This is a genomic window from Anaerobranca gottschalkii DSM 13577 (assembly GCF_900111575.1).
GTDB lineage: Bacteria > Bacillota > Proteinivoracia > Proteinivoracales > Proteinivoracaceae > Anaerobranca > Anaerobranca gottschalkii.
This window is the reverse complement of the sequence record NZ_FOIF01000019.1, coordinates 15,045-31,511: the sequence shown is the minus strand read 5'-3', so window position 1 is coordinate 31,511 and position 16,467 is coordinate 15,045. Positions and strand designations below refer to the sequence as shown.

Sequence of the window (16,467 nt, the reverse complement as noted above, 5' to 3'; positions counted from 1 at the left end):
GGCATATTTCTGTAATCATTATCCATTCCTTCTTGTTTTAATAGTTTATCCATTTGATTATAAGAGATATATTTGCCTTCTTTACAAAATTTTTGCCTTATTTGATAGTTTGCAAATTTGTTAAATAATTTATATACACTGTCTTTGTCATAATCATATCTACCATTAGGTAGAACACTTACTTTTATTAAGCCTTCTTTTACATATTTTGTTAGAGTAGGTCTTGATATTTGCAATAATTCTAATACTTCCTTGATTTCATTATAATCATCTCCTTATGAGATAATTATAACATATATTTATTTTAATAGTAGTATAATTTTTTTAAAATTTTTAATATTTGACCATATACATCTAACATGCCATAAAAAATTCCTTTAATTTTAATATCCTTTTTAGATACATTTTCAGCGAAATTTATCATCATATATTGGAATATGGCTAGTGAACGAAAAGAATGGGTAATATCCAAATAAATTTCGTCACCGTCATTTAATTCTTTTTCTATTTCTAAAAACACATTGAAATTTTCCATAATCTCTTGGTCATTTAAACCATACTTCAATAAATAACACTTTGATCCCTGATACCCTAAATACTCTTCAATGGTATTGCTAATTAATTTCAGATCCCCTTCATCAATTAGACATTTATCGTATCCACCTTTTTTTATTTTTTCTTCTATTTTTCCTGCCCGTGACAGCATTTTATCTTGATCTTCTTCCTTTGAAAAGGATAAATAAACCTCTTCCCACATCGATTTTGCTGTTCCTAACATAAAAATTTTGTCTATTTGATAATGTTGTACTAAAGCTTTGGCAATAAATTCTGTTTCATATTCTTTATCCCCTATTTTATACAATGCCGGTTTATAAGATCTATTAATAGGATTTCCTGTTCCTATAATAGTAATTAAAACCTTTGCCACTTTAACTCTCCCATGTTTTAAAATTTAAACAAATATTTATTTCTATATTTTTCATTAAATTCCTACTTAAATCCAAAAAAATTAAAACCCTAACAACTGGATTCAGCTGCTAGGTCCTTAGTTGACATATTTACTTTTCCATTTAACTTCTCCAGATAGGGTTTTAGTTACCCCATAATAAACCTCATTTCTGTTGTGATAAAAAAAGAAGTGTTCTAGATCATGGAGAATTTTATAGGCATCAATTATAGATTGTAAATCATTGTACTGTCTTGCTGCCATTAACAACTTTTTAGTTGTAGAAATATCAATATATAAGGAATTATTGGGTTGTAATTTTTGTAAACAAAAGTCTAAATTTTTTTCCAGCTCTGAAATTCCTTTTTTTATCTCTTGCCACTTAAGGGAATCAGAGGAAGATAAAGGAATTTTATTTTCACCTGTTATTTGTTGATAAAGATACTCCCTAGAAGTTCTAACGGTTTCCCTAGTTAATTGGTAAGTCTTTAAGGTAATTTGCCCTATAACTTCTTCTTTTAATTCCCTTGATGCTTTAAGGGAGGGTTTTGTATCACCTATCACTAAGGACATTCCTAATATAAAAAATAACAATATTATTCCTACCTTAATTTCTTTCACAATAATTACCACCTTGAAAGGTTTTTAAGGTATTATTCCCTACCCAGTGGGCAATTATTCAAATAAAAAGCCCCCTTTTTCAAGGAGGCATAATTTTAACTTATTTTGAACTTGTTTAGCTCATTATTAAGTTTTTCTGACAGAGTATTAAGTTGCTCTGCTGCTTTAGCAACTTCCTCTGCTACCATTGCTGTTTGCTGCATAGAAGCTGTTACTTCTTCAGATGAAGCTGCCGTTTCTTCAGAAACTGCTGCTACCCTTTGCATTACATCGACAATTTCCTTACCATCTTGAGCCATCTGTTCAACATATCTCGTTATTGAATGGATCTTTCCAATTATATTTTGAACAGAACCATTGATATTTGAAAACGCAGTATCTACATCTTCAACGGCCATTGTTTGGACTTTAGATTGTTCTTTAGTTTTTTCCATAATCTCTACAGATCTAAGACTTTCATTTTGGATCTCTGTTATAATTTTTGCTATTTCTTCTGTAGAATTGTTAGCTTGTTCTGCTAACTTCCTTATTTCATCTGCCACAACGGCAAATCCTCGACCAGCTTCTCCCGCCCTAGCTGCTTCTATTGCTGCATTTAATGCCAATAGGTTAGTTTGGTTCGAGATATTGCTGATAGTTTCTAGTATACCACCAATAGATTTAGTCTTTTCATTTAAGTCTGAAATAGTTTTTGCTATACTTTCCGTCGCTTGATTATTTTCTAAGTTTGCTTTAACAAGTTTTGCCACGGCATTACTACCTGATTCATTAGCCTTCTCAACATCATGAGTTAAATTTAAGATTTCTCCTGAACTTTGATTTAACTCGACTAATTTTTCTTCTAATTTTTTCACCATTTCAGAACCATTTTCTACATCTTTAGCCTGTTCTTGAGCTCCTTTAGCAATTTCATCGGCAGCCCTTGCTACTTCATTGGTAGAGGCAGTAGTTTCTTCGGTATTGGCAGCTAGTGTTTCTGAAGCTAAAGCTAATTCCGAGGAAACTCTTTGGATATCTTTTAGCAAACTACTTAATTGCTCAGTCATAGAATTTATAGCTTTTCCTAATACTCCGATTTCATCTTTGGATTTTGCTTGGGTTTTTACTGTAAAATCACCGGTACTAATTATTTCTACATCATTAACTAAGTTACTTATAGATTTAGTTATAGCAAAGGTTAAAGCAAATCCAATTAAACTTGCAATTATTAGAGCTATAAATCCATTTATTAAGATATTACGTAAAATGAAGCTGACATTACTGTATATTTCTTCATATAAAGGTGAACCGATTAACTTCCAGCCCGTTCTCTCAATAGTGTTATAAACAGCAAATCTCTCTTCACCATTAAACTGGAAATCCATTCCACCTTCTATATTGCTCATAACCTCTTCTAATAGATCTGGAATTGGTAAAACCTCTCCTATAAGTTCTGGAACTGGATGGGACATAACAACCCCTGTACCACTTAACAAAACTGCAGTGCCTGTTTCTCCTATGGAAATTTCAGAAATCATTTGCTGTAAATCCCGTAAATTTATGTCAAATGTTAAAACCCCAACAAATTCGTTATTATTATATGTATTATATAGTGGGGTTGCAAGGGAAACTACAAAACCTGAGCCATCGGCAGATAAATAAGGTTCAGTCCAATATAAACCTCTATTGGTAACTGCTCCGGTATACCAAGGTCTCGTTGTAGGATCATAACCTTCTGGCAAATTCACTTGGGGATAAATATAAAATTCTTTTTCAGGAGTCCCTAAATAAACATGGCTTACATTAGGGTATGTATTTTGAAAGGCCTGTAAAGTAGTATAAAGTTCATCGATTCTCTGTAAAGACTCCGTCCCCCTTTGTACTCCTTCTAATTTTGTCATGCTCAACAAAGCCCTCTCTAAGCTTTGTAAATAAATGTCTACACCTTCTTTCGATTCTTCCATAATTTGGCTAGCTGTTAGTTTAAAATCATTTAAAAACAGTTCAGTTGTTTGCCGGTAATTAGTTATCCCCAGAAAAACTATAGGTAATATAATTAGTACAACTATGATTGCTACAATTTTCCATTTAAGTGACATTTTTTTCTCCTCCTTGAATTATATTCCCTCGCACTATAATTTTATCATATAACGAATTAAATTTGTATAGAACTATAGTAATATATTAATTTTTTGCACTATTTAAAAAATAGCGACCATTGATTAACAATGGCCGCTGGCAAGCTTTTGTACTGCTAAATACTTATTATAGCAATACCCTAATATGTCACTACGTTTAATTATTCCTATAAAAATCCCTTTATCATCGATTACTGGAACAAAATTTTGATTTACTGCTAATTCTATAAGATCTTCAATATCTGAATTTATAGAAACAGGTCTATTGAGGGTTCTTTTAGGAACATCTTTGATGGAAATTTTACTAGTATCTTTAAAGGAAATATCTGGTGTATTTTTCATTTTCCAAAGAAGGTCCCCTTCAGTTATCGTTGCCACATATTTACCTTCACTATTAATAATTGGTATTGCTGTATATCGATGATAATCCATTTTTTCCATTACTTGTCTCATCGTAGCATTTTCGTATTCATAAACAACTTCATTTTTAGGTGTCAAAAAGAAAGCTATATTCATCCAAAGCTACACCTCCGCAAAGAGTTATCTTCTCCACTTAAAACATCAAAACAACTACAATTAATTATATCATAAATTAATGGATTTGGCTTTGAATTTATGATACTTTTACACTTTATTTAAAATGGAAAAGAATAACTCTTAGGAGAAAAGGATTACTAGCTTAACTTTAACTTTCCCTTATTACTGCTATAGCCTCGATTTCTACTTTAACATCTTTTGGTAGCCTTGCTACCTCTACGCAACTCCTTGCAGGATAAGGCTCAGTAAAATACTGACTATATATTTCATTAATTTTAGGAAAGTCATTCATATCTTTAATAAAAACAGTACATTTGATTACATCTTGCATTGAAGCCCCTTGTGCTTCAAGTACAGCTTTAACATTTTCTAATGATTGTCTTGTTTGTTCTTGGACATCTTCATTGATGATTCCATCTACAGTTAAAGGTAATTGTCCACTTGTAAAGATAAAATTTTTAATTCTAATTCCCTGAGAATAAGGACCAATAGCTGCCGGAGCTTTATCTGTTTTTATTACTTCTTTCATTTAAAATCTCCCTTTCTACTTAATTTATTAATTTAATAGGTGGCTTTCAGCCACCTATTGGTTTAAATATTTTTAGCCTATACCACCAAGTCTTATACCTAAAATCAATACTATAATTGCTATTATAGTAAAGCCATATTTAGCTACAGTTTCAAACCATTCTCCTACTGGTTTAACTGCACCTTTGTTAATTTCTTCCCTAGCTTTATTGGCACCAAAAATCCAGAAAAACATAATTGCTGCAATAACTGCTCCTAGTGGAACTAAATAAACTGTGAAGAAATCAGCAAACATACCAAACCACATCATATTTAGATTTAGAGGTATTGCAACAACAAAACCAACTAAGGCTATAATTAGACTACTAGTATTTCTATTTAATTTAAATAGATGCATTAATGCTTCTACAGGGACTTCCATTAAATTAACTGCAGATGATAAGGCGGCAAACAACACTGTTATAAAGAATAGTATTCCAAATATATATCCACCAGGCATAATACTAAACACATTTGGCACAGTGATAAATAGTAGTGGGGGACCGCCAGCTGCATCTAAATTATAGGCAAAAGCTGCTGGTATTACTATCAGTGCTGCAACTAAAGAAGCAATTACATCAAAAAAGGCAGTTTTTCTAGCTGAAGAAATAATATCTGTATCATAATCTAAATAACTTCCATAAACTATCATTGCTGCTCCTCCTAGACAAACTGTAAAGAAGGCTTGTCCAAGGGCCATTACATAAGTTACTGGTTTAGCTAGATATGACCAGTCAGGAACAAACATAAATTTAAGACCTTCACTAGCACCATTAAGTGTTAAGGTTTTAACTGCAAGGAGAATTAGCAAACCAAATAATGCTGGCATCATTATTTTATTTGCTTTTTCTATACCTTTAGCTACTCCTAATCTAATAATAATCATTGTTAAAATTAGTGCAATAGCATTCCATATAATTGTTTGAGGTGTTCCAACAAAACCACCAAAATATTCTGGAATATTAATGCTACCAAAAGAATTTGTCAAAGCTAAAACGAGATATTTAATTATCCAACCTACTACTATTAAATAGAAGGTAAAAACACCTGTTACACCTACTACTGGAATTATACCTAAAATTTTACCAAAGGTTTTGGCTTGAGGACTATTATTGAACTTCTCAGCCATAACACTACTAAATGCCCCAATTGCTCCACTTTGTTTAGCTCTACCAAAAGCAAACTCGCCCATTAATCCTATTACACTTAGAGTAAAAATAAATACTAAGAATACTAGCAAATACGCTGCTCCACCGTATTGACCTAATCTGTAGGGGAACATCCATATATTTCCTAAACCCATTGCTGCACCAACACAAGCCAAAACGAAACCATATTTACTAGCCCATTTTTCACGTTGATTCTGCATTATTTTACCTCCTAATATAAAATATTGAGGTATGTTGCTGCGTATAAACATGATGGTTGACACAATTTTATATAATTAAAGGGGTATTTACCTAGGATTAATACCCCTTTAATCTTTCTTTAATTAATTTTAAACCTTATAATTTTTATTCAACTGGTTTTAGTCTAGCAGTAAAGTGTCTCAATATCTTAGGTTCGTAGGTAAATTCTAAACCTTTTAATTCACTAGCTTTATCCTTAATAGCAATTAAACCATCAGCTATTACATCCATATGATCATTGGTATATACTCTTCTTGGTATAGTTAAACGAAGTAATTCAAGGGGTGACTCTAAGTTTTCACCGGTATCTGGGTCTCTACCTAATAAGAAAGAGCCTATTTCAACACTTCTAACTCCAGCTTCTAGATAAAGGGCATTAGCTAATGCTTGTGCTGGGAACTGATAATATGGTATATGTGGTAACATTTTTTTAGCATCAACGAATACAGCATGACCACCTACTGGGTATTGAATTGGTATTCCAGCTTCCCTTAATCTTTCTCCAAGATATTCTACTTGACCAATTCTGTATTCAAGGTATTCAAATTCAGTACCTTCATATAATCCCCTTGCTAAAGCTTCCATATCCCTACCTGCTAAACCACCATAGGTTGGGAAACCTTCTAAAGGTACAACCCTTGATCTACATTTGTTAAATAACTCTTCATCTTCTTTTACACATAATAAACCACCAATGTTTACAATGGCATCTTTTTTGGCACTCATTGTGAATACATCGCCATAGCTAAACATTTCTTTAACAATTTCCCTGATAGATTTATCTTGATAACCTTCTTCCCTTTGCTTAATAAAGTAAGCATTTTCAGCAAAACGGGCAGCATCGATTACTACTGGTAAATTATATTTTTTAGCAAGTTCATAAGTCTTTTTAATATTTTCCATAGATACTGGTTGACCACCAGCACTGTTACAAGTAACAGTTATAATAATCATTGCGATGTTTTCTGGACCTTTTTCTTTAATAACTGCTTCAGTTTTTTCTAAATCGAAGTTACCTTTAAATGGATGGTAAGTGGTAGTATCATAGGCAGCATCAATTACAGTATTGATAGCTCTTCCCTCTGCTAACTCTACATGGGCTTTAGTTGTATCAAAGTGCATATTGGAGATACAGAATTGACCTGGTTTAATTAAGATTGGGAATAGAACTTGTTCTGCACCTCTACCTTGGTGAGTAGGAATAGTGTATTTATAGCCAAAAATATCTTTTACTGCATTGGCAAGGTTATGGTAGTTTTTACTACCTGAATATGCTTCATCACCAAGCATTAAACCTGCCCATTGGTAATCACTCATAGCTCCAGTACCACTATCTGTCAATAGGTCAATATAAACATCTTTGCTATCTAAGTTAAACAAATTGTAACCTGCTCTTTTTAGAGCTTCTTCCCTTTCCTCCCTTGAAATCATTTTGATTGGCTCAACCATTTTAATTTTAAAAGGTTCAGCTTTAGGTCTTTTTACTGGCATTAAAATCCCTCCATAGTTTTTTATATATTTTAAAAAAAGTTAATTCTGGTTAATTGAAATTTCATCAAGATAATTATAAATAGTATATCTTGACACATTAAGCTCTTTTGCTAATAAATCTACACTACCTTTAATAGTAAAGATTTTATTATTATTTAAATACTCTACTATTTGAAGCTTGTCTTCTTTAGTAAGTAAAGAAACTGGTTTATCTACTAAAGATAGAGCGTTTTGTATCATGGTCTGTAAAAACTCTGTAGTACTTTCAGGAAATTTTTCTTTGGATTCTTCCTTTTCTATCAAAGTAATTTCTTCTAGAAACTTTTTAGCAATATCAGCATAAGTCATATCAAAATTGATACATAAAGCCCCAATAATTTTCCCATTTTCATCTCTAATTAACATGGTAGAAGATTTTAACGTTCTACCATCTTTAGTTTTCGTGACATAGTTAACATGCATATCTTCCGTATTATTTTTAGAATTAACTAATTCCATAAGGTAGTCAGTTGCAGGGGAACCTACTTCCCTACCAGTAACATGTCCATTTTCAATGGCAATTATTGAATTTTCTGCTTTTGATATATCATGTAAAACTATTTCATGATGTTTTGTTAAAGTTTGCCCTAAGCCTTTAACTATCGGCAATACTGCTTTTAAAATAGGAGAAATCTCTGACAATAACCTCACCCCCAACCCTTCTGATTCTTATTATCTTTTTGTTCTTGTTATCTTTTTTTAACAATTACACAATTTGTTGAAATTAAGTGTAAAAAAATGTCGAAATTTGTTTATGTAAATAATTTAACATATATTTTACAAAAAATCAAGTAGTGTTAAAATTTTTTAATAAATAAATTTTTATGGTAAGTTTTGGTTAATGATTGCATCTATCCAACTCAATACCTTTTTCCTATTCCCTTCTTTATCCCTTAAAGGCTCAAAGAAATCCTGCCTTGCAATAATCTCATTACCTTGTAAAGCTTTTTCCATTTTTTCAAAGGTTTTAGCATTTTGTCCTCCATGGCAAGAAAAAAGGGCTATTTTTTTTCCAACAATCTTTGTAGTATTAAAAAAAGTATTGAGGGGCGGCGTATAGGTCCATGCCCAAACCGGTGTTCCGATAATTAACAGATCATAATCCTGGGGATCCTTATCAAAAGGTTTGAGTTTAGGCATTTTCCCCATCACCACTTGACTTCCTCCCCAGACGTATTTCATAAATCCCTTTGTCTTAATTTCTTCTTCTGGTTTTAGTTCTAAAATGTCTGCCCCTAGTTTTTCAGCAATTGTCTGGGCTATGAATTTAGTATTTCCTTCAAAAGAGTAGAAGATTACTAATGTTTTTAACATTTCCTTTACCTCCTCAGTTAAATTTTATATTTATTTTTACTATTTCTCCCCTTGTTCCAATTCTAATTGGGGGACCCCAGGTTCCATAACCGGAGGAAACAATAACCTGCATTTTTCCTTTTTGGGAGTATCCATAATCATTTTCGTAAATCAACCTAGTTATATAACGGTTTGGGAACATTTGACCTCTGTGGGTGTGTCCTGCTAAAAGGAGATGAACACCAAACTCTGCAGCTTCTTCTAAAGCATTAGGTTGATGGTCCAATAATATAATGGGAAGATCTTTATCTAAACCTACTAGCCATTGGTTCAACCCTTTTCTAGGGGTACCGGTTATTCTTGCACCGGTAGGATCCATCCTCCCGGCGATATAAAAGCTACTCTCTACTTTGACGTATTGATCAACTAAAACCTCAATACCCGACTTTTGTAGATAAACTTTTACTTTATCTACCTGTCCGCCGATGTAATCATGATTACCTAAACAGGCAAAGATTCCATAAGGTGGTTTTAAATCACCGAAGGTATCATACATTTTTTCTTTTGTAAAAGGACCTACATCTTCATCTACTATATCCCCAGCTATAAATATGATATCTGGATCTATTTCCTTTATATATTTAACCATTTTATTCAATCTTTGATTATCGATGATTTTACCTAGATGGATATCTGAGATTAGTACAGCTGTTAGTTCTGTTAAATGCCCTTCCCCTTTTGGTAGTGTTATATCATATTCCACAATCCGGGGATACCTAGCCATTATTGTACCGTAAATCAGGACTACCCCTATAAGGATAAGGGTGGATAAACCTGTAAGTTTCAAATACCAGTAAGTATCAACAACAGACTTATCTACTATTCCCCCAATTTTCAAAAGGAAAATGATAAAATCAATAAAGAAAAAAATTATTACTAAATAAAACATCAAACCTAGCCAATAAGCGCCTATTCTAACAAGGACTTTTGCCATTTTAAATGGTATGTAATTATTAAATATTCTCGTAATAATATATATAGATCCTACTGAAAATAATGTTATCCAATAGATAAGGGGATTAACCTTAGGGACCCAATGATTTAAAATTCTATAAAACCGTGTACCTATGTAATAGACTAGAGAATAATAAATAGACAAAAACACCGTTAATGCTAAATAAAAATATGGTCTCATAATATCTATTTCCTTTCCTTATTAAATTCCATATACTACTAAATTACCACAAAAAAGGACAAAATCCTCTTTAATTTATCTTTTTTAACAGTTATAATAAAAATGTACTTTTTTAAACTTAATCTAACATCTTGGGGGAACTTATGCGACTAATACCAATTAACCACGTAAAAGAAGGCTACATATTAGGAAAACCTTTATACAGTGATAGCGGTCAATTATTGGTTGCTAAAAATACCAGTTTAACTAACTCTATGATCCGAAAAATTAAAAAGCTAGGCTATAACTCCATTTATATAGCCAGTGAATATACAAAAGCGGAAATTGAGGAAATAGTTAAACCGGAATTTATTCAAAAGACAATGATCCTCAGTAAAAGAATTACTAATATGCTCATAGATCGAAAAGGGAACTTACAAAAACCCCTCCATGAATTAAGTCAAATAATAAATGAAATCGTTGATGAAATTTTAAATTCTAAAGAAATATTCCTTAATTTAATTAATGTATCAAAATATGATGATTATACCTATAAACACAGCCTTAATGTTATGTTTTTAGCTATATCTATAGGCAGAACTTTAGGATATACTAAAAAACAACTCCACGATTTGGCCATTGGTGCCCTTTTTCATGACGTAGGAAAGTTATTCATTCCCAAAGAAATTCTACTTAAACCCCATCGCCTGACAAATCAAGAATTTGAGCTTATGAAAACCCATCCCCAAAAAGGCTTTCAATTTTTAAGGGAATATACAGAGCTTTCAGCTATAATTCGAATAGTGAGCTTAGATCACCATGAAAAATGGGATGGTACTGGTTATCCTCAAGGAAAAAAGGGAGAAGAAATTCACCCTTTTGGTAGAATAGTTGCTGTATGTGATGTCTTTGAAGCATTGACAGCTAATCGCCCATACCGGGAAGAAATACCAATATTTGAAGCTAGGGAGTACATTTTCGGTGGTGGAGGTACATTTTTTGATTTCCAAGTTGTACAAGCCTTTAGTAAGACTGTTAATCCTTATCCCATTGGAAGTTTTGTTAAGCTTTCCGATGGTAGAGAAGGTATTGTACAAAATACAAATCACAACTTCTACACAAGGCCAATTGTGGAAATCCATAGTGAAAATGGAAAAAAAATTAACCCCTACACCTTTAACTTGTTAGAGGCCAATAACATAACAGTAAACTCCATAATCTATGACTTTAGCTTTAATAAAGCAGGGTAAAAACCCTGCTTTATTAAATTTCAGTTCTCCGTTCGATAATTATCGGATAATTTAAAGGAGCAATTATTTTGGTATCTGGACTAATAACTACATCTTTGTCAATAATGGAATTTTCTATAATTGAGTTTTCCCCTATTATCCCTTTTTGCATAATAATACTATCCTTTATTACACTCCCCTTCTTAACTTTAACACCACGAAATAGAATGCTGTTGATTACCTTTCCTTCAATAATACATCCATTAGCAATTAGCGAGTTATATACACTACAACCTTTCAAATACTTAGCCGGTGGTTCATTTTGTACCCGGGTAAGTATTGAATTTCCTGTGATAAATAAATTTTGCCATGTTTCCTTCTGAAGTAGAGCCTTGTTTAATTTATAATAACTTAATGGACAATCGACTTCTCCATAAAAGCCGTCATATTTATAGGCCATAACCCTTAAAGTTGATAAACTCGGGATTATACCATCTTTTATTAAGTACCTTAAACCTCTGCTGATACAATAGTCTATAAGGGCTAAGAATAGTTCTTTCCTCATAAAAAAGATATTACAATAGATATTTTCTCCACCTTTATAAGGATTGACAGCTATATCTATTACCCTTTGAGAAGAATTATCTATTTCTAGTATTGTTCCATTTTTACCTTGAAAATCATTCCCCTTTTTGTACACTAATACTATATCTGCATAACTATCGAAATAAAATTTTTTCACTAAATTAAAATCTAAGTTATATATACAATTAGAGTTGGAAACTATAACATACTTTTGATCACTTATTTCTATATAATCCCTATGTTTATTAAAATAATCTACATCACCGAATTTTTCAAAGATTTCTCCCTGTTCAAAGGCAGGGGGTAAAATAAATAAGCCATCTTTCTTTGTCCCTAAATTCCAATCTTTCCCTGTGCCTAAATGTTCTAGTAAAGAACGGCTTTTTAAGTGGGTAAAAATTCCCACATTTTTTATCCCTGAATTTACCATATTAGATAGAGGAAAATCAATTAAACGATACCTTCCCCCAAAAGGGATAGCTGCCACAGAACGATGTTTAAGGAGTTCCTTTAAATCTTCACTACCTGTAGTATCATTTATCAAACCTATAACATCTCTCATTTTATTCTCCCTCCCCTTTTATTCCATCTTTTTCTACAACACTGCCACTGGCTATTAAGGTGTTTGCTGGAACTATCACTTCTTCAGCTACAACGGTAATTTTCCCATTGACATCTCCAATTTGGCAGTTTTCACAAATATAAGTATCCTGTCCAATGATAGCTTTTTCGATGACAGCATTCCTCTCAATAACAGCCCCTGGCATAATAATTGATTGGGTAATCTGGGCCCCTTTTTTTATTACCACCCCAGGAAAAATAATACTCTTAGTTATTTTCCCATTTACATAACAACCTTCTGTAATTAAAGAATTATCCAATATTCCATCTGTTCCTATATAGTGGGGAGGTTTTACTGGATTTACCGAATAGATTTTCCAATTACTGTCATACAAGTTCAATCTAGAATTTTCATCTAATAAGTCCATATTTGCTTCCCAAAAACTTTCAATGGTTCCTACATCTTTCCAATAACCTAAAAAAGGATAAGCCCATAGGTTTTCTCTATTATTTAACATCTTAGGAATAATATCTTTACCAAAGTCATGGGAAGATGATGGATTAATAGCATCCTCAATTAAGTATCTTCTCAAGACTTTCCAAGTAAAAATATAAACACCCATAGAGGCCAAATTGTTTTTAGGCTTTTCTGGTTTTTCTTGAAAACCTACTATTTCTCCCCTTTCATTTGTCACGATAATTCCGAAACGTTTTGCTTCATCCCAGCTAACTGTCATGGCAGCTATGGTTAAATGGGCACCTTTTTCTTTATGGTAATCCAACATATAGGAATAATCCATTTTGTAAATATGGTCACCGGATAAAATTAAAACATATTCCGGTTGATACAAATCAATAAATTCCAAGTTTTGAAATACCGCATCAGCAGTCCCTTGATACCACTGTCCACCATCTTTCCGTACATAAGGTGATAGGACAGTAACACCCCCTTCATTACTGTCTAATCCCCAATGGCTGCCAATTCCAATGTAGGAGTTTAAAATTAATGGTTCATATTGGGTTAACACACCTACTGTATCTATACCGGAATTAGAGCAGTTACTTAAAGTAAAATCGATAATTCTATATTTCCCACCAAAGGGTACTGCAGGTTTTGCCAATTTTGTCGTTAGAATACCCAACCTGGTTCCTTGACCTCCTGCTAAAACTAAAGCTATACATTCTTTTTTCTTCATTTTCTCCCCTCCTACTGTTTAGATAGAATAATATTTATGCTCCTGAAGGGGTAAATATTACAAAAAAACAAGATTTATTGTCTTTCTTACAATAAATCTTGTAACATTACTTACATTTATAAATATTTTCATTTTACTTAGCCTTTAATCTCTCCATATAACTTCAAGTACTCCTGTGCTGATTTTTCCCAACTATAATCACTTTCCATGGCCCTTTTTACTAATGAACGCCATTGAACTTTATCATTATAATATATATCTACAGCCCATTTTAAAGTATATAACATGTCATGGGCATTGTAGTTGGTAAAGGAAAAACCATTACCTTCCCCAGTAAATTGGTTATAGGGAATTACAGTATCTTTTAATCCCCCTGTTTCCCTAACTAATGGAAGACTGCCGTATCGTAAAGCAATTAACTGGCTTAACCCGCAAGGTTCAAATAAAGATGGCATTAAAAACAGGTCTGAAGCCCCATAAATTTTTCTAGCTAAACCTTCATCAAACTTTAACAATACCCTAAGTTTATTGGGATATCTATTTTCTGCCCCTTTGAACATCTCTTCAAATTCTTTATCCCCAACCCCTAAGACAACCATTTGAATATGCATTTGTAGTATTTCATCTAATACTTCTTTAATTAAATAAAAACCTTTCTGTTCTGTTAAACGGCTGATAACGGCAATCAAGGGAATATTTTTATCTTCCACAAGCCCCAATTCTTTTTGTAACATCTTTTTATTTCTAGTTTTTCCTTGAAGGGATTTTAGTGAATACTTTACATACAAGTTACTATCTGTTGAAGGATTATATTCTTCATAATCTAAACCGTTTAATATCCCCTTTAATTTATACTGATGGTATTTTAGTACTTCTTCTAAACCTTCTCCATAAAAAGGATTTTTAATTTCCTCTACATATGTGGGACTTACCGTTGTAACACAATGTGAGTAAATAATTCCCCCCTTCATGAAATTGATGTTATTGTAATATTCCAGTTTATCAAAAGTAAAATAACTATCATCTAATTCCATTAAATATAGAACTTCTTTAGGAAAAATCCCTTGAAATTTAAGGTTGTGGATTGTATATATAGTTTTTATATCTTTATAGAAATCGTCATTCCTTCTTTTATCAATTAAAACAGGAACCATAGCACTATGCCAATCATGGCAATGGATTATATCAGGTTTAAATTGGAGATGGGGTAAAAGATCCACAACAGCTTTTGAAAAATAGGCAAACCTTTCGCCATCATCATAATAGCCATAAAGACCTGGGCGATTAAAATAGTATTGATTATCTATAAAGTAAAAGGTTATGTTGTTATATTCTAAGGTTTCTATTCCACAAAATTGTTTTCTCCATTCCATACTAATTTCAATACTTTTTTGCCACTGGGGATAACCAGTTAAACTAAAATTGATATCACTGTATTTAGGCATAATTACCCTTACATCGACATTTCCTAATCCTTGTAAATATTTAGGTAAAGAGCCTATAACATCTGCTAATCCCCCCGTTTTGATAAAAGGTGTACATTCACTAGCTACAAATAAAACTTTCATAGATAACCCCCCATAATTTAAAATTACTTTCTTTAGATTTTAGTTTTTCGTTCTATAACGATAGGGTAATTTAATGGTGAGATAATTTTAACATCATTATTAATTTGGACTTCTTTGTCTAAGATTGTATTTTCTATCACTGCCTTTTCACCAATTACCCCTTTTTGCATTACAATGCTATCTTTTATGACACTGCCTTTTTTTACCTTTACTCCTCTAAATAAGATACTATTGATAACTTTTCCTTCTATAATACAACCATTAGCTACTAATGAATTATCAACACTACTACCTTCTAAATATTTTGCCGGTGGTTCGTGTTGAACTTTAGTAAGGATAGGATTATTTTTGATAAACAATTCATCCCAAACTTCCCGTTCTAATAAAGCTTTATTTAACCGGTAGTAGTTTAACAAATTATTTACTTGACCATAAAAACCTTTATATTCATAGGCCATAACCCTAAAAGTCCTCAGCCTTGGTATAATACCATCTTTGATAAAGTCTTTTAAACCTCTGCTGACACAATAATCAACTAACCCTAAAAACATTTCTTTTCTCATAAATATGACATGGCAATATAAGTCACCAGTTGAATTATTTGACTGGACAGCTATGTCAACTATCCTCTTAGACGATAAGTCTACATCTAAATTAATTATTTTTTCACCTTTTGTCCCATCTCCCCTTTTATATACCATCACTATATCTGCTAAACTATCAAAAAAGAACTTCTTAACTAAATTTAAATCCAAGTTATATATACAATTAGAATTAGCAAGTAATATATACTTTTCTTTACTTTTCTCGATATAGTCTTTGTGTTTACTAAAATAATCTACATCGCCAAATTTCTCTAAACTTTCTCCGGTATTTATAATAGGGGGAAGAATATATAAGTGATTTAAATTCCAGTTCTTCCCTGTTCCTAGATGATCTAATAGAGAACGACTTTTAATTTGGGTAAAAATCCCAATATTATTTATTCCTGAATTAGCCATATTAGATAAGGTAAAATCTATTAAACGATACCTTCCACCAAAGGGTATAGAACCAAAGGAGCGATGTTTAGTTAAGTCCTTTAGCTCATCGGCATTCATTGTATCATTAATTAGACCTATAACATCCTTCACC

General features: G+C 32.2%; 16 protein-coding genes. 1 reads left to right on the top strand and 15 read right to left on the bottom strand.

The window, feature by feature from the left end; genetic code table 11:
• The 11 genes from BMX60_RS12295 to BMX60_RS06265 all read right to left on the bottom strand — a co-directional run.
• The coding region (locus BMX60_RS12295) for a MerR family transcriptional regulator (RefSeq protein ID WP_242945721.1) at positions 1-257 on the bottom strand (257 nt) is incomplete at its 3' end.
• Between the two features lie 47 nt (positions 258-304).
• Entirely contained in the window at positions 305-928 is a 624-nt protein-coding gene (csx2, locus tag BMX60_RS06310; RefSeq protein ID WP_177159721.1) for a TIGR02221 family CRISPR-associated protein, read from the bottom strand.
• 117 nt (positions 929-1,045) lie between these two features.
• Positions 1,046-1,567, bottom strand: a complete 522-nt coding sequence (locus tag BMX60_RS06305; protein WP_091350455.1) for a hypothetical protein — start codon at positions 1,565-1,567, stop codon at positions 1,046-1,048.
• A gap of 95 nt (positions 1,568-1,662) precedes the next feature.
• Positions 1,663-3,645, bottom strand: a complete 1,983-nt coding sequence (locus BMX60_RS06300) for a methyl-accepting chemotaxis protein (RefSeq protein ID WP_091350454.1) — start codon at positions 3,643-3,645, stop codon at positions 1,663-1,665.
• 123 nt (positions 3,646-3,768) lie between these two features.
• A complete protein-coding gene (locus BMX60_RS06295; protein ID WP_091350453.1) occupies positions 3,769-4,200 on the bottom strand; it encodes a CBS domain-containing protein in 432 nt (143 codons plus the stop codon).
• Positions 4,201-4,369: 169 nt separating this feature from the next.
• Positions 4,370-4,750 carry a RidA family protein gene (locus BMX60_RS06290; protein WP_091350451.1) on the bottom strand — a complete coding sequence of 127 codons (381 nt, stop codon included), beginning with the start codon at positions 4,748-4,750 and terminating at the stop codon, positions 4,370-4,372.
• A 72-nt stretch (positions 4,751-4,822) separates the two neighbouring features.
• Entirely contained in the window at positions 4,823-6,157 is a 1,335-nt protein-coding gene (locus BMX60_RS06285) for a sodium-dependent transporter (protein ID WP_091350449.1), read from the bottom strand.
• A gap of 145 nt (positions 6,158-6,302) precedes the next feature.
• A complete protein-coding gene (locus BMX60_RS06280) occupies positions 6,303-7,688 on the bottom strand; it encodes a tryptophanase (protein WP_091350447.1) in 1,386 nt (461 codons plus the stop codon).
• Positions 7,689-7,727: 39 nt separating this feature from the next.
• Entirely contained in the window at positions 7,728-8,369 is a 642-nt protein-coding gene (locus BMX60_RS06275) for a helix-turn-helix transcriptional regulator (RefSeq protein WP_242945719.1), read from the bottom strand.
• A gap of 180 nt (positions 8,370-8,549) precedes the next feature.
• Positions 8,550-9,041: a flavodoxin family protein gene (locus tag BMX60_RS06270; protein WP_091350445.1), complete on the bottom strand. Its 492-nt coding sequence runs from the start codon at positions 9,039-9,041 to the stop codon at positions 8,550-8,552.
• A gap of 13 nt (positions 9,042-9,054) precedes the next feature.
• Complete coding sequence (locus BMX60_RS06265) at positions 9,055-10,215, bottom strand: metallophosphoesterase (protein ID WP_091350443.1); 1,161 nt, start codon at positions 10,213-10,215, stop codon at positions 9,055-9,057.
• A gap of 143 nt (positions 10,216-10,358) precedes the next feature.
• On the opposite strand from BMX60_RS06265, the gene BMX60_RS06260 reads away from it, so the two are divergent.
• The gene (locus BMX60_RS06260) at positions 10,359-11,444 is read left to right on the top strand and encodes an HD-GYP domain-containing protein (protein ID WP_091350441.1); all 1,086 of its coding nucleotides are present in this window, start codon (positions 10,359-10,361) and stop codon (positions 11,442-11,444) included.
• Positions 11,445-11,457: 13 nt separating this feature from the next.
• On the opposite strand, the gene glgD (BMX60_RS06255) is transcribed toward BMX60_RS06260, so the two are convergent.
• The 4 genes from glgD (BMX60_RS06255) to glgD (BMX60_RS06240) all read right to left on the bottom strand — a co-directional run bounded on the left by glgD (BMX60_RS06255) (position 11,458) and on the right by glgD (BMX60_RS06240) (position 16,466).
• Positions 11,458-12,570: a glucose-1-phosphate adenylyltransferase subunit GlgD gene (gene glgD / locus BMX60_RS06255; protein ID WP_091350440.1), complete on the bottom strand. Its 1,113-nt coding sequence runs from the start codon at positions 12,568-12,570 to the stop codon at positions 11,458-11,460.
• Between the two features lies 1 nt (position 12,571).
• Positions 12,572-13,765 carry a glucose-1-phosphate adenylyltransferase gene (locus BMX60_RS06250; RefSeq protein ID WP_091350438.1) on the bottom strand — a complete coding sequence of 398 codons (1,194 nt, stop codon included), beginning with the start codon at positions 13,763-13,765 and terminating at the stop codon, positions 12,572-12,574.
• A gap of 137 nt (positions 13,766-13,902) precedes the next feature.
• Complete coding sequence (gene glgA, locus BMX60_RS06245; RefSeq protein ID WP_091350436.1) at positions 13,903-15,333, bottom strand: glycogen synthase GlgA; 1,431 nt, start codon at positions 15,331-15,333, stop codon at positions 13,903-13,905.
• A gap of 32 nt (positions 15,334-15,365) precedes the next feature.
• Positions 15,366-16,466 carry a glucose-1-phosphate adenylyltransferase subunit GlgD gene (glgD, locus tag BMX60_RS06240; RefSeq protein ID WP_091350435.1) on the bottom strand — a complete coding sequence of 367 codons (1,101 nt, stop codon included), beginning with the start codon at positions 16,464-16,466 and terminating at the stop codon, positions 15,366-15,368.
• Position 16,467 lies beyond the last annotated feature (1 nt).

What these genes read in the sequence shown, in the direction of transcription:
- BMX60_RS06265 (WP_091350443.1), bottom strand. Translation starts at nt 10,215, where the DNA reads ATGAGACCATATTTTTATTTAGCATTAACGGTGTTTTTGTCTATTTAT.
- glgD (WP_091350440.1), bottom strand. Translation starts at nt 12,570, where the DNA reads ATGAGAGATGTTATAGGTTTGATAAATGATACTACAGGTAGTGAAGAT.
- BMX60_RS06285 (WP_091350449.1), bottom strand. Translation starts at nt 6,157, where the DNA reads ATGCAGAATCAACGTGAAAAATGGGCTAGTAAATATGGTTTCGTTTTG.
- BMX60_RS06300 (WP_091350454.1), bottom strand. Translation starts at nt 3,645, where the DNA reads ATGTCACTTAAATGGAAAATTGTAGCAATCATAGTTGTACTAATTATA.
- BMX60_RS06250 (WP_091350438.1), bottom strand. Translation starts at nt 13,765, where the DNA reads ATGAAGAAAAAAGAATGTATAGCTTTAGTTTTAGCAGGAGGTCAAGGA.
- BMX60_RS06280 (WP_091350447.1), bottom strand. Translation starts at nt 7,688, where the DNA reads ATGCCAGTAAAAAGACCTAAAGCTGAACCTTTTAAAATTAAAATGGTT.
- glgA (WP_091350436.1), bottom strand. Translation starts at nt 15,333, where the DNA reads ATGAAAGTTTTATTTGTAGCTAGTGAATGTACACCTTTTATCAAAACG.
- BMX60_RS06260 (WP_091350441.1), top strand. Translation starts at nt 10,359, where the DNA reads ATGCGACTAATACCAATTAACCACGTAAAAGAAGGCTACATATTAGGA.
- BMX60_RS06290 (WP_091350451.1), bottom strand. Translation starts at nt 4,750, where the DNA reads ATGAAAGAAGTAATAAAAACAGATAAAGCTCCGGCAGCTATTGGTCCT.
- BMX60_RS06270 (WP_091350445.1), bottom strand. Translation starts at nt 9,041, where the DNA reads ATGTTAAAAACATTAGTAATCTTCTACTCTTTTGAAGGAAATACTAAA.
- BMX60_RS06295 (WP_091350453.1), bottom strand. Translation starts at nt 4,200, where the DNA reads ATGAATATAGCTTTCTTTTTGACACCTAAAAATGAAGTTGTTTATGAA.